Origin of the sequence: Lonepinella sp. MS14436 (genome assembly GCF_042470565.1) — a bacterium.
Classification (GTDB): Bacteria; Pseudomonadota; Gammaproteobacteria; order Enterobacterales; family Pasteurellaceae; genus Lonepinella.
Window position 1 is genome coordinate 1,664,409 of sequence record NZ_CP170385.1, and the last position, 17,415, is coordinate 1,681,823.

Annotated in this window: 15 protein-coding genes; 7 read left to right on the forward strand and 8 right to left on the reverse strand. The window is 38.0% G+C overall.

Annotated features, from left to right (window positions below; genetic code table 11):
• Positions 1 to 29 precede the first annotated feature (29 nt).
• The 7 genes from O1Q81_RS08060 (at position 30) to tilS (ending at position 7,313) form a co-directional block, all read left to right on the forward strand.
• Positions 30 to 1,295 (forward strand): multifunctional CCA addition/repair protein, encoded by a 1,266-nt coding sequence (locus O1Q81_RS08060; protein ID WP_386696969.1) that lies wholly within the window; start codon positions 30 to 32, stop codon positions 1,293 to 1,295.
• Between the two features lie 48 nt (positions 1,296 to 1,343).
• A complete protein-coding gene (gene lolB, locus O1Q81_RS08065) occupies positions 1,344 to 1,973 on the forward strand; it encodes a lipoprotein insertase outer membrane protein LolB (RefSeq protein WP_386686720.1) in 630 nt (209 codons plus the stop codon).
• Positions 1,973 to 2,881, forward strand: coding sequence for a 4-(cytidine 5'-diphospho)-2-C-methyl-D-erythritol kinase (gene ispE / locus O1Q81_RS08070; RefSeq protein WP_386692801.1), 909 nt, complete (start codon positions 1,973 to 1,975; stop codon positions 2,879 to 2,881). The genes lolB and ispE overlap by 1 nt, the downstream gene beginning before the upstream one ends.
• Before the next feature lie 36 nt (positions 2,882 to 2,917).
• The gene (locus tag O1Q81_RS08075) at positions 2,918 to 3,865 is read left to right on the forward strand and encodes a ribose-phosphate pyrophosphokinase (protein WP_386686725.1); all 948 of its coding nucleotides are present in this window, start codon (positions 2,918 to 2,920) and stop codon (positions 3,863 to 3,865) included.
• 176 nt (positions 3,866 to 4,041) lie between these two features.
• Entirely contained in the window at positions 4,042 to 4,995 is a 954-nt protein-coding gene (gene accA, locus O1Q81_RS08080) for an acetyl-CoA carboxylase carboxyl transferase subunit alpha (protein WP_386696972.1), read from the forward strand.
• A gap of 109 nt (positions 4,996 to 5,104) precedes the next feature.
• A complete protein-coding gene (gene pdxY, locus O1Q81_RS08085) occupies positions 5,105 to 5,965 on the forward strand; it encodes a pyridoxal kinase (RefSeq protein ID WP_386686731.1) in 861 nt (286 codons plus the stop codon).
• A 64-nt stretch (positions 5,966 to 6,029) separates the two neighbouring features.
• Positions 6,030 to 7,313, forward strand: a complete 1,284-nt coding sequence (tilS, locus tag O1Q81_RS08090; protein ID WP_386696973.1) for a tRNA lysidine(34) synthetase TilS — start codon at positions 6,030 to 6,032, stop codon at positions 7,311 to 7,313.
• Here the strand turns inward: tilS and dnaX are convergent.
• The 8 genes from dnaX to mscK all read right to left on the reverse strand — a co-directional run bounded on the left by dnaX (position 7,310) and on the right by mscK (position 17,410).
• Positions 7,310 to 9,352: a DNA polymerase III subunit gamma/tau gene (gene dnaX, locus O1Q81_RS08095; protein WP_386696975.1), complete on the reverse strand. Its 2,043-nt coding sequence runs from the start codon at positions 9,350 to 9,352 to the stop codon at positions 7,310 to 7,312. The two genes, tilS and dnaX, sit on opposite strands and share 4 nt — an antisense overlap.
• A 26-nt stretch (positions 9,353 to 9,378) precedes the next feature.
• Positions 9,379 to 9,921: an adenine phosphoribosyltransferase gene (gene apt / locus O1Q81_RS08100; protein WP_386686740.1), complete on the reverse strand. Its 543-nt coding sequence runs from the start codon at positions 9,919 to 9,921 to the stop codon at positions 9,379 to 9,381.
• A gap of 108 nt (positions 9,922 to 10,029) precedes the next feature.
• Positions 10,030 to 10,986: a lauroyl-Kdo(2)-lipid IV(A) myristoyltransferase gene (gene lpxM, locus O1Q81_RS08105; RefSeq protein WP_386696977.1), complete on the reverse strand. Its 957-nt coding sequence runs from the start codon at positions 10,984 to 10,986 to the stop codon at positions 10,030 to 10,032.
• Positions 10,986 to 11,750, reverse strand: coding sequence for a TSUP family transporter (locus tag O1Q81_RS08110; RefSeq protein ID WP_386696979.1), 765 nt, complete (start codon positions 11,748 to 11,750; stop codon positions 10,986 to 10,988). The genes lpxM and O1Q81_RS08110 overlap by 1 nt, the downstream gene beginning before the upstream one ends.
• Positions 11,751 to 11,765: 15 nt before the next feature.
• Complete coding sequence (gene mepA, locus O1Q81_RS08115; RefSeq protein WP_386696981.1) at positions 11,766 to 12,626, reverse strand: penicillin-insensitive murein endopeptidase; 861 nt, start codon at positions 12,624 to 12,626, stop codon at positions 11,766 to 11,768.
• A 37-nt stretch (positions 12,627 to 12,663) separates the two neighbouring features.
• Positions 12,664 to 12,966: a nucleotidyltransferase family protein gene (locus O1Q81_RS08120; RefSeq protein ID WP_386686750.1), complete on the reverse strand. Its 303-nt coding sequence runs from the start codon at positions 12,964 to 12,966 to the stop codon at positions 12,664 to 12,666.
• 20 nt (positions 12,967 to 12,986) lie between these two features.
• Positions 12,987 to 14,069, reverse strand: a complete 1,083-nt coding sequence (aroC, locus tag O1Q81_RS08125; RefSeq protein WP_386696983.1) for a chorismate synthase — start codon at positions 14,067 to 14,069, stop codon at positions 12,987 to 12,989.
• 8 nt (positions 14,070 to 14,077) lie between these two features.
• Complete coding sequence (mscK, locus tag O1Q81_RS08130; protein WP_386686756.1) at positions 14,078 to 17,410, reverse strand: mechanosensitive channel MscK; 3,333 nt, start codon at positions 17,408 to 17,410, stop codon at positions 14,078 to 14,080.
• Positions 17,411 to 17,415 lie beyond the last annotated feature (5 nt).

The following is a 17,415-nucleotide window of genomic DNA, read 5'->3' on the forward strand; positions in this document are numbered from 1 at the left end:
ATCAGATGACAGGTGTCAGGCATCAGAAAATGCAAACATTCTTAGTTGGTGGTGCTGTCCGTGATCAATTATTGAATCTCCCTATTAAAGATCGAGATTGGCTGGTTGTGGGTGGCACACCTGAACAACTTATTCAACAGGGCTATCAACAAGTGGGTAGTGATTTCCCTGTTTTTTTGCACCCCAAAACGAAACAAGAATATGCTCTTGCTCGCACTGAACAAAAATCTGGTTCAGGTTATACGGGGTTTGTGTGTGACTTTTCTCCAGATATTACCCTTGAGCAAGATCTGATTCGGCGAGATTTAACCATTAATGCTATCGCCCAAGATGAACAAGGCACTCTGTACGATCCTTTTGGTGGTATTAAAGATTTAAATCACCGCATTTTACGTCATATTTCCCCGGCGTTTGCCGAAGATCCTTTGCGTGTTTTGCGTGTCGCTCGCTTTGCTGCTCGTTTTCATTATTTAGGTTTTACGATTGCAGATGAAACGATTAAATTAATGAAAACCCTCACCGATCAGGGAGAACTTGCTCATTTAACGGCTGAACGCATTTGGTTAGAAACCGAAAAAGCCCTTAATGAAAAAAATCCTGAAATCTATTTTTTCGTGTTACGTAAAGTTGGTGCATTAGCTGTATTATTCCCTGAATTAGATGCACTTTATGGCGTGCCAAATCCAGCCCAACATCACCCCGAAATTGATAGTTTTATTCATACCATGTTGGTGTTACAACAGGCTACCCTATTCACCGAACAAACTGAACTGAATAAAACTGCGGTGCGTTTTGCCGCACTTTGTCATGATTTAGGCAAAGCCTTAACGCCCAAAGCCATTTTACCCCATCACTATGGACACGAAAAAAACGGCGTTCAACCCACCCGAAATCTCAGCAATCGGTTAAAAGTGCCGAGTTATGACAAAGTATTAGCGGAACTGACTTGTGCATATCATAGCCATGTTCACAAAGCCTTTGAATTGCGAGCAAATACGATTATTAAATTGTTCAATCAATTTGATGTATGGCGTAAACCGCAACGCTTTTTAGAATTTCTAACCGTTTGTGTCGCAGATAGTCGTGGACGCACTGGTTTTGAGCTACGAGAATACCCACAAAAAGACTATTTATGGCAACTGTATCAAACTGCTTTACAAGTGGATGTGCAACAGGTAATCAATGACGGATTTGAAAAACAAAGGATTCGAGATGAACTTACCGCTCGGCGGATTTTAGCGGTAAAACAAAAAATTGCTGAAATCAGACCGCACTTTGATATTTTGACTTCATAAAAATAACCAGTTAGAATACTCCCTGACTTTTTAAGAACTCATTTAAAAATGAAACTCAAACATTTATCCCTAATTTTATTATCTGCGATATTATTCACTGGCTGTTCAAGTTTAGACATCAGTGAACAACGTCCAACCGATATTAAAACGATTAGCAAGAATGACCGCACTTGGCAACAACATTTAAGCCAACTTAAACAAATCCAAAACTATCAAGCCCAAGGGCAGTTAGGTTATATTAGCCAGAAAGAACGCTTTTCCAGCCGTTTTGAATGGCAATATACCAATGCTAAAAACTATACGTTAAAACTTTACTCTACCATTAGTGCAAGCAGTTTAACCTTGCAAATGCACAATGCTGGCATGACAATTTCAGATAATAAAGGTCATCAACGTTCTGAACAAGATGCCAAATATCTAGTGCGAGAAATCGTTGGTATGGACGTGCCGTTAGAACAATTAGCCACTTGGTTAAAAGGTCAGCCAGACGAAAAAGCGGATTATCAAGTAGGTGAAAATCATTATTTGTCGAGCTTTAACTATGCAGTGGATGGTATGCTGTGGACGGCAGATTATTTAGTTTATCATCAAGATCGCATACCAGCATTACCCAAAGATATTTTGCTAAAAAATTCGACACAAACCTTAAAAATACGAGTGGATAATTGGACTTTATAATGAAAAATTATCATTTTTCTACCGCACTTTCCGATATGTCAACCATTCAACAGGGAAATCATATCCGTTTCCCTAGCCCCGCCAAACTGAATTTATTTTTATATATTAATAATAAACGCCCTGACGGCTATCACGAATTACAAACCTTATTTCAATTTTTAGATTATGGCGACTGGTTAAACATCAGTTTACGTGATGATGATCAAATTCAATTAACCCCCGATATTCCAAATTTAAACAAACAAGATAATTTGATTTATCGTGCAGCCACGGCATTGCAACAATATACTGGCTGTCAATCTGGTGCGAATATTCATTTAGATAAAATTCTCCCGATGGGCGGTGGTGTTGGTGGTGGCTCATCAAATGCGGCAACGACTTTAGTAGCTCTCAACTATTTGTGGAAAACTGGATTAACTAAACAACAATTAATCGAAATCGGTGTAAAATTAGGTGCGGATGTACCTATTTTTATTGATGGACTAGCCGCTGTGGCTGAAGGTGTCGGTGAAAAAATAATTCATTGCCAACCAAAAGAAAAATGGTATCTGGTATTAAAACCTGAGTTAGCTATTTCAACGGCGAGAATATTTGCGGACGCTAATCTCACTCGCAATACCCCCAAGAAACCAATTTCACAGCTATTAACTGATGAATATCGTAATGATTGTGAAAAAATTGTGCGAAATCACTATCCAATCATTGATGAATTACTCTCTTGGTTGCTACAATATGCACCAGCAAGGTTGACTGGAACGGGATCCTGTGTATTTGCCGAATTTGATAGCGAACAAGATGCACAAGCGATTTATCAACTTAAACCCATAAAATTTACTGGTTTTGTGGCGAAAGGCTGTAATACTTCACCATTAGAAATATTACTTAACCAACTTGAGCGACAGAATTAAACTTTCTTCTATTATTAAACCTGAGGTCAAATTAAAATGCCTGATATTAAACTCTTTGCTGGTAACGCAACACCAGAACTTGCACAACGCATTTCAGAACGTCTTTATACATCGCTAGGCGATGCCACGGTTGGACGTTTTAGTGACGGTGAAATCCAAGTGCAAATCAATGAAAACGTACGTGGTAGCGATGTATTTATCATTCAATCTACCTGCGCTCCAACCAATGACAACCTAATGGAATTAATCGTCATGGTAGATGCTTTACGCCGTGCATCTGCTGGGCGTATTACAGCAGTGATTCCTTACTTTGGTTATGCTCGACAAGATCGCCGTGTGCGTTCTGCTCGTGTACCGATTACCGCTAAAGTAGTGGCAGATTTCCTTTCAAGCGTTGGGGTTGACCGTGTACTCACCTGTGATTTACATGCTGAACAAATTCAAGGTTTCTTTGATGTGCCAGTAGATAATGTATTTGGTTCACCAGTATTAATTCATGATATTTTGAAAAAAACTGACCTTGAAAAACCGATGGTGGTTTCGCCTGATATTGGTGGTGTAGTACGAGCTCGTGCGGTAGCAAAATTATTAAATGATGCGGATATGGCAATTATTGATAAACGCCGTCCAAAAGCCAACGTATCTCAAGTGATGCACATTATCGGGGATGTGACAGGTCGTGATTGTATTTTAGTAGATGATATGATCGATACTGGCGGTACATTATGTAAAGCTGCTGAAGCCTTAAAAGAACGCGGAGCGAAACATGTATTCGCTTATGCAACACATGCGGTATTCTCTGGCAGTGCGGTACAAAACCTAGCCAACAGCGTTATTGATGAAGTCGTTGTCACGGACACTATTCCATTAAGTGCTGAAATCAAAGCGTTAGGTAAAGTGCGTGTATTAACCCTTTCTGGTATGTTATCAGAAGCCATTCGCCGTATTAGTAACGAAGAATCTATTTCGGCTATGTTTAATTAACCGTATTTACTATCCCCAAAAGCTACTTTCGGGTAGCTTTTTTTACCTGCATACTACTGAAAATTACTGCAATTTACGGTAAAAAAGCATACAATAAAAAGCAAATTTGCATGCCTATAAAAAAACTGATAAAGTGCGGTGTGTTTTGTGCTAGTTTCAATACTTAGGAAAAGAAAATGAGCCAAGAATATTTAGATTTTGAATTACCGATTGCTGAACTGGAAGCAAAAATTGAATCTCTGCGTGCGGTATCAAGTGATGATAGTAACATTAATCTTGATGACGAAATCAAACGTTTACAGAAAAAAAGTAAAGAACTTACCAAGAAAACTTTTGCTAATTTAGATTCTTGGCAGATTTCTCGTCTATCTCGTCACCCAAATCGTCCTTATACTCTTGATTATATTGAGCATATTTTCACTGATTTTGAAGAACTTGCTGGCGACCGTGCATTTGCCAATGACAAAGCCATTATTGGTGGACTAGCTCGTTTAGATGGTCGTCCAGTGATGGTGATTGGTCATCAAAAAGGTCGTTCAACCAAAGAAAAAGTCATGCGTAATTTTGGTATGCCAGCCCCTGAGGGGTATCGTAAAGCATTGCGTTTAATGCAAATGGCAGAACGTTTTAAATTACCAATTATTACCTTTATTGACACACCTGGGGCTTATCCAGGTGTCGGTGCAGAAGAACGAGGTCAAGCAGAAGCCATCGCACGTAACTTGCGTGAAATGGCGACATTGACAGTACCTGTGATTTGTACAGTTATCGGTGAAGGCGGTTCTGGTGGTGCATTAGCTATCGGTGTGGGTGACAAAGTGAATATGTTACAATATAGCACTTACTCCGTTATCTCACCTGAAGGTTGTGCCTCTATTTTATGGAAAAGTGCAGAAAAAGCCTCTGTTGCAGCAGAAGCCATGGGCTTAACTGCTAATCGTTTAAAAGAATTGAGTTTAATTGACAATATTGTGACTGAGCCTCTCGGTGGCGCTCATCGTGATTACCTAGCAATGGCAAATAATTTAAAAGCTCGCTTATTAGAAGATTTAGCCGATTTAGATGTATTAGATAAACAAGATTTACTCGATCGCCGTTATCAACGTTTAATGTCTTACGGTTATTGCTGATCAGAAGACTGAAGACTAAAAACAGAAGACAGGAAAAAAATTAAAAAGTGCGGTGAAAAATACCGCACTTTTCTATGATAAATTCAACATAATTAAGGAAATAAATTCAATGAAAAATGTACTTTCCATTCAATCTCATGTGGTGTTTGGTTACGCTGGAAACAAATCAGCAACATTCCCAATGCAATTAAATGGTATTGATGTATGGGCATTAAATACTGTGCAATTTTCTAACCATACTCAATATGGTAAATGGACAGGCATGGTGATTCCAAAAGAACAAATCGGTGAAATTGTACGTGGTATTGATGAAATCGGTGAATTGGCAAAATGTGATGCGGTTTATTCTGGTTATATCGGCTCTGCTGAACAAGTGGATGAAATCATCAATGCCTATCATAAAGTGAAAGCTATTAATCCGAACGCATTGTACCTATGCGATCCTGTTATGGGTAGCCCAGAAAAAGGCTGTGTGGTTGCTGATGGTGTTAAAGAAGGCTTAATTAATATCGCCATTCCACAAGCCGATATTATGACCCCGAATCTACTTGAATTACGGGAACTTAGCGGATTACCTGTAGAAAATATCGATCAGGCTGTAAATGCGGTAAAACATTTACTCACCAAAGGTCCTAAAATTGTGGTGGTAAAACATTTAGGTTCCGCTGGTCGTGATGAAAATCTATTTGAAATGCTGATGGCAACCAAAGATGGCGTGTGGAGTTTTACTCGTCCACTTTATCCATTTGCCAAACACCCTGTCGGGGTGGGTGACTTGACCGCTGGTTTATTCTTAGCCAATTTATTAAATGGTAAATCAGAACTTGAAGCCTTTGAGCAAATGGGAAATGCGGTACATGATGTGATGAGAATTACCTATCAATTAAATTCTTATGAATTGCAATTAATTGAAGCTCGTCATGTAATTATGAAACCTGTATCAAATTATAAAGCAGAAAAAATTGCTTAGTTGATAGCTTTCGCTCTCTCGATAAATAGAGGGAGCGAAAATGATTATCTCACCATAAAACGCTATGAACCTTGTTAATCAATTCCAATCGCAACTCACTCACCAACACTATTTAATTGCCTTTAGTGGAGGATTGGATTCTACTGCTCTACTCTCGCTGATGGTAAAAGCTCGAGAAAATCAACCGCACTTACAACTACGTGCCGTTCATATTCACCACGGATTAAATCCTAACGCAGATCAATGGGCGACTCATTGTAAACAGATTTGCCAACAATTTCATATTCCGTTAATCATCAAAAAGATTAACGTTAATCCTGATAATGGTATTGAGCAAGGTGCTAGAGAAGCTCGCTATCAAGCTATTGCAGCAATACGCTTATCAAATGAAATCGTTGTAACCGCTCATCATTTACAAGATCAAAGCGAAACTTTTTTACTGGCATTAAAACGTGGTAGCGGTTTGCAAGGTTTAGGGGCAATGCAGTCTTATTCTGAATTGTATGGTATGCCAATTTTTCGTCCATTATTGCCATGGCAACGTAGTCAATTAGAACAGTATGTGAATAGCGAAAAGCTGGCTTGGATCGAAGATGATAGTAATGCAGATAACCATTACGAGCGTAATTTTCTACGCAATCAGATTTTGCCTAAACTTCGTCAACGTTGGCAACATTTCGATCAAATGGTGGCTCGTTCTGCTCAACATTGCTATCAACAACAACAATTAATTAATCAGTTATTGGCGGATGATTTTCAACAAAATTTCGATAAAAATCACCGCACTTTTTCCCTTGAGCGGTTTATACAGTATAACGAACTTAAACAAAAAGCCTTGTTGCGAATGTGGCTAACTGAATTAAAGCAACAGATGCCATCAATAGTCCAACTTGAACAAATTATACAGGATGTGATTTTAGCTCGTGCAGATGCTAATCCACAATATCATTTAGCAGATAAGGTAATTCGCCGTTATCAGCAAAAATTATACCTAACTGCGGATTTTAACAATGTAAATGACTTTACCGCCATACTTACCCCTGAACAAGAATGTATCTTGCCCGATAATATCGGGGTACTTACGATTCAAAAAAATACGCAACATTACACCGCAGTTTGGCAAGGTGAACAAGGATTACGACAACTGAGTTTACCGCCTACCGCACAAAATATTTGGGTAAAATTTGCTTATTCGGGAGCGATTCAGTTAAAAGGTCAAAAAATCAAGCGTGATATTAAAAAAATTTGGCAACAACTTAATGTTCCAGTATGGCAACGCCAACGCATTCCCTTGATTTTTTATGATAATAAGCTACAAGGTGCGGTAGGTTTTTTTACGGCGGACTAAACAGGTCGAATAGTTTCCATATCCAACTTCGCATCAAAGGTTTTTTGTAGTAGTTGAATACCCTTGTCTTGAACCAGATCTTGTTTCGCCTGCTCACTCAATTCTTGGTAAATCTGATGATAATATTCTAATGGCGTTAAAGATTGTGGATCATCATTAATTTCAATCTCTAGTTGCATTGGCTGATTAAACAATCCTGACAATCTTTCAGTAAGCGTTTTTATCGCGTTTTCTCGCTGTAAATGTTGTTGTGATGAACGTAATCCTAGTCGAATTTGTTGCTCATCTTGCAATAATAGAACAGAATTAATAGCTAATTGTTTGGTTAATTTCTCATCGTCTAATTGTAATTGTTCCACCAACTTAAACCAAGGATCTCGTTCTATACCGATCTGAATTAATTTACGGGTTAATTCTGGCGTTTTTTCTTGTAATATCGCCTGTTTAATATCTGACGGACGAATAACTTCGTTATCTTGATATTCAAGTTCTGGGTTAAGCCATTCCCAACGATAATTTTCAGCATTCAATTCGGTGGAATTTTCATCATTTTGATCCAGATTATTTTCTTCAACAACTTCGCTATGTGATTCAACTTGCTGGTTTTCTAACGGTACATTGCTTAATTTAGCTAAACGCTCAATTAAATCCACGTTCTCTTTTTTGGCAGGACGAGATGAAATAACAGGTAATTCGATCGGCTTAATCTCATGCTCATCTGTTAGATCAGACTTTTTTTTTTCGTGATCGGGATTATTTTTTTCTAGGGTTGCTCGCAATTTCTGGATTTTATCCATGGCATTTAAAGCCACATTCCCCTCTGTTTGAGTAGTTTTAGGACTATGCTGAACTGCGTGCTGTGCGGGATAATTTGCTTTGATACTTTGCGAAACGACAGGCATATCCACCAAATTTTCTGTTGGAGAAGCAGATAACTGAGATTGATTTTGTGGCTGAATTTGGATTAATTTGGGGTGAAACGCTAAGGCTCGTAGCAACGTCATTTCTGCTCCGATACGGCGATTCGGTGCAAAAGCTAACTCTTTTCTCCCCATGAGAATAGTTTGATAAAAGAATTGTACATCTTCAGGTGAAATATGTTTAGCCAAAAAAGCAATTTGACTTTCGTCATTACCGATCGCAGGTAATAATTGTTGCATAGCAATTTGATGTAATTTCTCACCGACTTCCAGTAATAACTGATCCCAATCCACACCTTTTTCTGCCACAGACTGAACCACAGCCATTAATTTTTCGCCATTCCCCTGTTGCAAGGCATACAAAATTTCAATGGGCTGATTATCGTCCAATAAACCCAGCATTTTATTCACTATATCAGTGCGAATATCCGCATTAGACATCGCAATCGCCTGATCGGTTAAGCTCAAACTATCACGAATACTACCCTGTGCAGATTTAGCGATTCTATCCAGTGCAGTTAATTCATAAGGGATTTTTTCAGCATCTAAAATGTGAGCAAGATGATGACTAATTTGAGTAGCCTCTAGTGCTTTTAAATGAAACTGCATGCAACGAGATAAAATCGTAATCGGTAATTTTTGTGGATCGGTGGTGGCTAATAAGAACTTCACATATTCTGGCGGTTCTTCCAAGGTTTTCAACAAGGCATTAAAAGAATGACGAGAAAGCATGTGTACTTCGTCAATTAAATAAACTTTATAACGCCCTTGTACTGGCTTATATTGCACATTATCGAGTAATTCTCGAGTATCTTCTACCTTGGTGCGAGAAGCTGCATCAATTTCAATTAAATCAATGAAATTGCCTTGTTCAATGGCTTTACAATGTTCACATTCACCGCAAGGTTCAGCGGTAACTCCATTGATACAATTTAAACCTTTGGCAAAAAGTCGTGCAATAGACGTTTTACCCACGCCCCTTGTACCAGAAAAAAGATAAGCATGATGCAAGCGGTTTTCTTTTAAGCCATTAGCAAGTGCGGTCAAAATATGCTCTTGTCCGACAACTTCGCTAAAGGTCTTTGGTCGCCATTTGCGGGCTAAAACTTGATAACTCACTGCTTATCCTTTATTCAGAAGAGAAATTAATGACCAGCAAAATCCACTAAAGTAAAGGGTTCTACCCCTAATTTACGTAAGCGTTGCTCACCGCCTAATTCAGGCAAACTAATGACAAAAGCAGCATGTTTCACTTCTCCGCCTAAACGTTGAACTAATTTCACACAGGCTTCTAATGTACCACCTGTGGCTAACAAATCATCAATAATTAAAACGTTATCACCCGCTTGAATAGAATCAGAATGGATTTCTAAGGTATCTTCGCCATATTCTAATTGATAATTTTGCGAAATCACCGCTCTTGGTAATTTACCTGGTTTACGGACTAAAATAAAAGGTAAACCTAAGGCAATCGCCACAGGAGCACCAAAAATAAAGCCCCGAGATTCGGTACCAATAATTTTAGTAATTCCCGCATGTTTAAACTGCTGTGCAATTAAATTTACTGTCGCACTAAAGGCTTCTGGCACTTCGGTTAAACTGGTAATATCACGGAAAATAATGCCGTCCTTAGGGTAATTAGGAATGGATTTAATAGAAGATTTAATAAGCTGTAATTGTTCGTTCATTTTGCTGCCTAAAGTGCGGTCAAAAATTTGACCTTTTTTATAAAAATTAACTGAGTGAATGTAAATAAATTTATCCTAAATTGCAAGTGTTACCACAAAAATATTTGCTTAATCCACATAAATATCTTTACCATCTTTGCGAGTGCGGAATAATTGCAAAATCCAAGCATATTGTTCTGGTGTTCGACCTACAAAATATTCTATAACTTCGTTCATAGCACGAGCGGATTGTACTGGATCATCGGTTAATGTCATAGGAGATAAAATTTCCATTTGGTATTTGCCCTGTTTGGCGTTATAACGTGGAAACATAGGAATCACCACAGCTTTAGCCAACTTCGCCATTTTATTTAACCCTGGTAAAGTCGCTTTATACGTGGCAAAAAAATCCACAAACTCACTCGCTTCCGCACCAAAATCTTCATCTGGTAAGTAATAACCCATATCACCATTTTTCACCATGGAGAGAAACGGCTTAATACCATTTTGCCGTGCGTGCATTTTTCCACCGAAACGTTCTCTTGTCCATGTCCAAAGCCAGTCGATCAATAAATTTCGGTGTGGATTAAACATAGATGTCATCGGCATCCCATGAGTATGTAAAATAATCCCTGAAGCATCAATCGACCAGCTATGTGGTACTAATAAAATAATATTGTGTCCATTGGCTTTGGCTTGTTGAATATGTTCTATGCCTAAAAATTCACTACGTTGTTGTAAATGTTTTTTTGAACGCACGGCGATTTCACCGATACCTAACATCACTTGTCCTAAAGTAATAAACATTTCATCTAGCACTTTTTCACGCTGTTGTGTCGTCCATTGCGGAAAACAAAGTGCCAAATTAATACTTGCTCTACGACGTTGTTTTTTAGCTTTTTTCCCAGCGATCAAGCCGATTTTACTGGCTAATTTATCTCGCCAGCGAAATGGTACAAAAGCAAGAATGATTAACAGCAAGATAGCAAACCAAATACCCCAGTAACTCGGTTTTAAATAACTCCACGAAAAATGTGGTTCATAGCCAGCTCTCGCTGTAACACGAATATTTTCTTGATTTTCCATTAATTAAACCACCCTTGATCATAGACCATTTTTGCCGTCATAATAAATGACATAGCAACCACCATTGGACGAATCAGTTTCTTTCCTTTGGTTAATACCATTCTTGCCCCTAAATTCGCCCCGATAAATTGCCCACACATCATGACAAACCCAACCAACCAAAGAATTTGACCTCCGATTAAAAAGAAAAGCAACGATGCAATATTTGATGTGCAGTTTAACACTTTGGCATGTGCAGTGGCTTTGGGTAAATTAAAGCCTAATAAAGTAACAAATGCCAGACCTAACAAGGAACCCGTTCCCGGTCCAAAAAAACCGTCATAAAAGCCGATAAACAATCCAGCAGTAAAAGCAAAACCAGCAAAAGATAAACGTTGATGACGATCTTCTTCGCCTAATTTTGGCGTAAACAAAAAATATAAACCAATCGCCAACACTAAAAAAGGAATCGCTTTCTTAATAAATGAGCTATCGACCTGTTGAATTAACACCGTACCAATCACCGCACCAATAAAGGTCATCAAAATTAGCAACCAAATCTGTTTTAAGTTCACAGCTTTTTTACGAATAAAATATAAGCTGGCTGAAAATGAACCACCACAAGCCTGTAATTTGTTGGTACCTAAAGCAAGCACGGGGGGAATACCAGCCATTAATAATGCTGGAATAGTAATCAAACCGCCACCACCAGCAATGGCATCAATAAATCCAGCAACAAGTGCTACTGCAAATAATATACTGATAATTTCTAAGCTAATTTCCACCGCACTTTCCCCAGATTATTCTAACCATTCGCTACGTTTTGGTGAACTTAACACTTGTTGGCATAAAAATGGTTCAGGGGGTGTAACTTTAGGTTTTGTTGTACCAGTTGATGGCTTTTTAGGTTCAAACCATGAATACAGTTCAGCACCGCAACCATCACCAGTTGGCACTGGTGCTTGATTTTCACAATAAGCTGCTCCATGCGGACAAGCTAAACGCACGTGAAAATGGCTATCATGTCCATACCAAGGACGAATTTTATGTAACCAACTACGATCGCCTTTTTCAGTTTGACAAAGTTTTACTTTAATCGCTGGATTAACGAAAATACGTGTTACTTGACTATCTTGAGAAGCTAGTTTAATTAGATTAAAGTGATTCTGATTCCATACATTTTCGTCCACTGTTTGTGTTGCTCGGTTCACTACCAACAAACCTTTGCCATCTGAATTTAATGCTTCCTGATCAGACATAGCTCCCATACGCAACCAAATATCTGCATCTAAACCCATTTGATGACTTGCATGTCCGGTTAAAAAACGCCCACCACCAGGCATTGCAATATCACCCACTAACATGGTGGGTAAACCTGCATTTTTTACTCGCTGCCCTAAACGTTGTAAATAGCTAATCATATCAGGATGACCATAATAACGGTTTTTATTCATCCGAATCACTTGATAACCAACGCCCTTAGCTGGCAAGGCTTTGGCTCCGATGATACAGCCATTGGCATAAGAACCAATCGGTTGGGCTTGTCCTGTTTCACTTGGAATAGGACGTTTAACTTTTTGCCATTCAGCGGGTGAAGCCAATACGGTCAAAGATACCCCTAAAAGTGCGGTTAAAATAAAACCTGTTTTTTTCAATTTCATATTAAATTTTTCCGATAAAAATAATCTTAAGTAAACACTAAATCCCAGTTTGTAGGACTTCATATTGTTGCAAAATAATTCGTTTAAAATTTTCACTACAACTTGCCCAATCAATTACATCCACAAAAATCGGCAAATCTGATTCGCTAAAAGCCTCTTCAATATCTGCTTGTAAACGGATAGACATCGGCTGTTGCGTTATCACGGCTAAATCTAAATCCGAATATTTCTTAGCCGTCCCTTTAATCCGAGAACCAAAGACCCAAACAGGTAAATCTGGCACATATTCTCGTAAAATACCCTTAACAATGGCAAGATTTTCTTCACTAAGATCAATCATATCACTTTTATCTCTTGATATTATCGGCACTGTGCCTTAAACCGCAATAAATGATCTAATAACACAATCGCTGTCATGGCTTCCGCAATCGGTACCGCTCGAATACCAACGCAAGGATCGTGGCGACCTTTGGTTATTAATTGCACTGGCTCATTATTCACATTCACCGTACGTCCAGGGATAGTGATACTTGATGTTGGCTTTAATGCTATAGTCGCAATAATCGGTTGACCGTTACTAATCCCACCTAAAATACCACCAGCGTGATTAGATAAAAATCCTGCTGGAATCATTTCGTCACGATGTTCTGTTCCTTTTTGATTCACCACGGCAAAACCGTCACCAATTTCCACCGCTTTTACCGCATTAATGCTCATCAAAGCGTGAGCTAAATCCGCATCTAAACGATCAAATACGGGTTCGCCCAAACCAACAGGCACATTTTCTGCCACCACGGTCAATTTTGCCCCGATAGAATTGCCTTCTTTTTTCAAACTACGGATCAATTCTTCGAATTTTTCCACCGCACTTTGATCGGGACAAAAAAATGGATTTGAATTGACCTGTTGCCAATCAATTTTACTAATGTCCGCTACCGTTTTGGGATCAATTTGAATATCCCCTATCTGTGATAAATAGCCACGGACTTCAATGCCAAATTGTTCACGCAAATATTTTTTAGCAATCGCACCTGCCGCCACTCGCATCGCTGTTTCACGTGCAGATGAACGTCCACCGCCACGATAATCACGAATACCGTATTTCCGTTGATAGGTAAAATCAGCGTGACCTGGGCGAAATTGATTTTTAATTTCACCATAATCTTGCGAACGTTGATCAGCATTTTTGATTAATAACCCAATACTCGTCCCTGTGGTTTTACCCTCAAATACGCCCGATAAAATCTGCACTTCATCATCTTCACGACGTGGCGTGGTGTAACGTGATGTACCAGGTTTACGGCGATCTAAGTCTGGTTGAATATCCGCTTCCGAAAGTGCCATATTGGGCGGAACACCATCTACAATACAGCCTAATGCAATACCGTGAGATTCACCAAAAGTAGTAACTTGAAAAAGTTGTCCGATTGAATTTCCTGCCATAAAACACCCTATGCTAATTTTTCCGTATGAAGTTTTACTTCTTCATTCGTTTGTTGATTTTTAATAAACACATCTAGTTGATTGAATGCGATCTCAATATTATTTTCATTAAATAACTGATTAATACGATTATTTAAGAAATCAATGGTTGGATTTCGATCACCAATTTGATCCACATAGACACGCAACTCATGATCTAAGGTACTTGCTCCAAAGGTTAAGAAGAATGCTCGTGGTGCTGGATCTTTTAATACTTTCTCACATTCTGCTGCTGCTCGTAATAATAATTTCTTCACAAGATCTAAATCCGAACCATAAGCCACACCGACACTAATCACAACTCTCGTCATACTGTTACTCAATGCCCAGTTAACTAAGCGTTCGGTGACAAAGGCTTTGTTTGGCACAATGACTTCTTTACCGTCAAAATCCACCAGTGTTGTGGCACGAATACGAATTTTGGAAACTGTACCGCTAAATTCACCAATCGTAATCACGTCCCCAATACGCACTGGACGTTCAAATAAGATAATAATACCAGACACAAAGTTTGCAAAGATTTCTTGCATACCAAAACCCAAACCAACGGATAAGGCTGCAAATAACCATTGTAACTTAGACCAAGACATACCCAGCATACCAAATGCCAAAGCAGAACCTAGTGCAATAATAACATAAGTTAGTAAAGTGGTAATGGTATATGGCGTTCCCTGTGATAATTTAATATTTGAGAACACCATGACTTCTAGCAAACCACTTAAATTGCGTATAATAATATATGTCACCGCCAACACCACAAAGGCGACTAATAAATTAAGCAAGGTAACGGATTCCATCACTACGCCTGCTTCTGTCGTGATACTTTGTTGCCATAAAGTGACACCATTTAAATAATATGCCACAGTAACTAAATCTGACCAAACAAAATACATCAAGCCAAATAAACCGACCCAGAGAATTAAGTCTATTAAACGTAATACTTGATCTTTTACTTGGCTAACAGCTAATACATCATCCTGTTGTTGCACATCAATAATAAATTCTTCTTCGTTATCACTATTATTATCGGCTACTTGTTTAGCAATAGCTTGTTCACGTTTATCTTTAAGGCGGCGAGCCGCAAGTCGGCGTGCTGATACTTCTAACACACGATAAATAAAGCCACGTAACATCAACCATGTGGTTAATGCCATGTAAGATGAGATTAAATGGTCAATCAGCACTAAAGAGGTATAATAATAACCCAATCCAATCAAAATAATTAAGGCAACTGGAGCAAATAATGAAAACATACGTAAAAACCGTAGTAAATAAATTTTCATGCTTTGCTGATGCGTTAAGGTTTGTTGGTAAGAAGTGATAGCTAAACGCATTTCGGGACCGATCATCAATAGCAAGATAACCAACACTGAAATCGTCATGATTTCACCTAGCACGTCATAAGCAACGCCCCCTTCTAAATTGGTGAAAATAGATGTGTTGAGTAATAATGCCACCACCCATATTGAGCGTTTTAAAATTCGCCGAAAGTTCTCTGAACTTTGTTTCGGCATTTTAAAATGACGATGAGCAATACCATTCGGACGTAATAATGCCACCATAAAGGCAAAATAAAACCAATAGCCAGCCATTTTTAATCCCCATGTCCAAGCCTGTGTTGGATCCTGCAAACAAAAATAGGTAGCTAAAATAAACAGCATTAAAAACACAAAGGTACTTGGTAAACACAAGATCAAGGTCCAAAAAACTGCTATTGGTGTATTCCATTGATTATCGCTTTGAAAGGTCTTTAATTTATTATTAATCTCCGTAATCTTTTGCTTAATTGCATTTTTCTGACGTAAAATCCCTAGTGTTAAAACCAGTAAAATAGAAACTAAAATACTCACCCAAACCACATTATCTTGCCAATTAGAAAAATCAAATCGTTTGGCAATATCACGGAATTGAAAGCTAAGATAAGTCGGTAAATTTTTGAAGAATGCCAAATCAATTTGTGCATTACTTTTTACCCAAAAACTTTGCTGTTGCAATTTACTTTGTAAAGTATCACTAATGGTCTGTACTTGTTGTTGATTTAATTCAATATTAATCGATAAATTCAACTGATTATTTAATTGTTTAAGCAGTTCAGAAATAACCTTACTACGTTCTTCAATAATACTTTTTAAACGTGAACGCTCTTTATCAGTAAACGTGACTTTTTCTTCTTTGGCTAAATTATCAATATAACTCTCGGTATTATTCATGCGATCACGAAATTCGCTAATATCAAAAATGCGTACTCGTAAATCCGCAATCTGTTTGGATAAGCCCAAAATCATCTCATCTTTTGGTAAAGATTGACGTTGTTTATTGATCACTCGAGATAATATCAATGTCCCTTGCAATGAACTAATCTGCTCATCAATATTACGTTGAGTCTGTTGTAAATTATCTAAGATACTTTTAATTCGCAAATTATCCTGTGACAAACTATTCAGTTGAGCGGTCTGTTTTAATAATTCCTCGCTCACTTGAGCATTCATTTCTAATTCACGAGCAATAACTGGATTATCCGTGGTATTACTATTTTTTTGTGCCGTTGCTTGTTCTAATTGATTTTGGCTTTCGGCTAAATTTTTAGTATTAATCACCGTTTGCAACGCAATTAATTCAGTCTGCAACTGCTGTTGCATCAGCGTTTTTTCTTCTAATTGACTATTGTAAAGGCTAGTTAAGGATTCATTTCCACTCAGCTGAATTTGTCTATAACTATTATTTGCTTGCAAATAATCTAATTCCACCGTTAATTTTGCACGCATAGTGCTAGGTGTACTTGAAGAAGCTAAGGTATCATTAATGGCTTGAATACGTGTAGAATTCTCGATTAATGTAGCTTGTGTTCGTTCTGGTATGCTTTTTTGACTTGATAAACTTCCATTAAGTGCGGTTAAATCTGCCTGAATTTGTTGCAAATTTTGGTTAATTTCTTCCACATCGTTTTTCATCTGTTGAACAGATAAATTGGCTAAAGATTTTTGAATTTGTTCTGCACTGCGTTGCTTGGCTTTTAAGTTAGCAATATTCTGCTGGCTTTTTTTCAATTCTTGAACAGAATCTTGAATTTTTTTATTTAAATTCTCATTATCTTGTTTTTGCTTTTCTAGCTGTTCCAATAAAACTAATGTGTCCTCTAAATTTTTAATATCCGCTTTATTATTATCATTTTGATTATTTTTCTTGATAATCTCTAACTGCGACTGAATTTCTTTCGCTGACGGTAATGCTGCGAATACTGAGGTATTCACCGTTAATAATAATCCTAAAACAAGATAGGTTAATGTCTTTCGAATGCTCATTATAA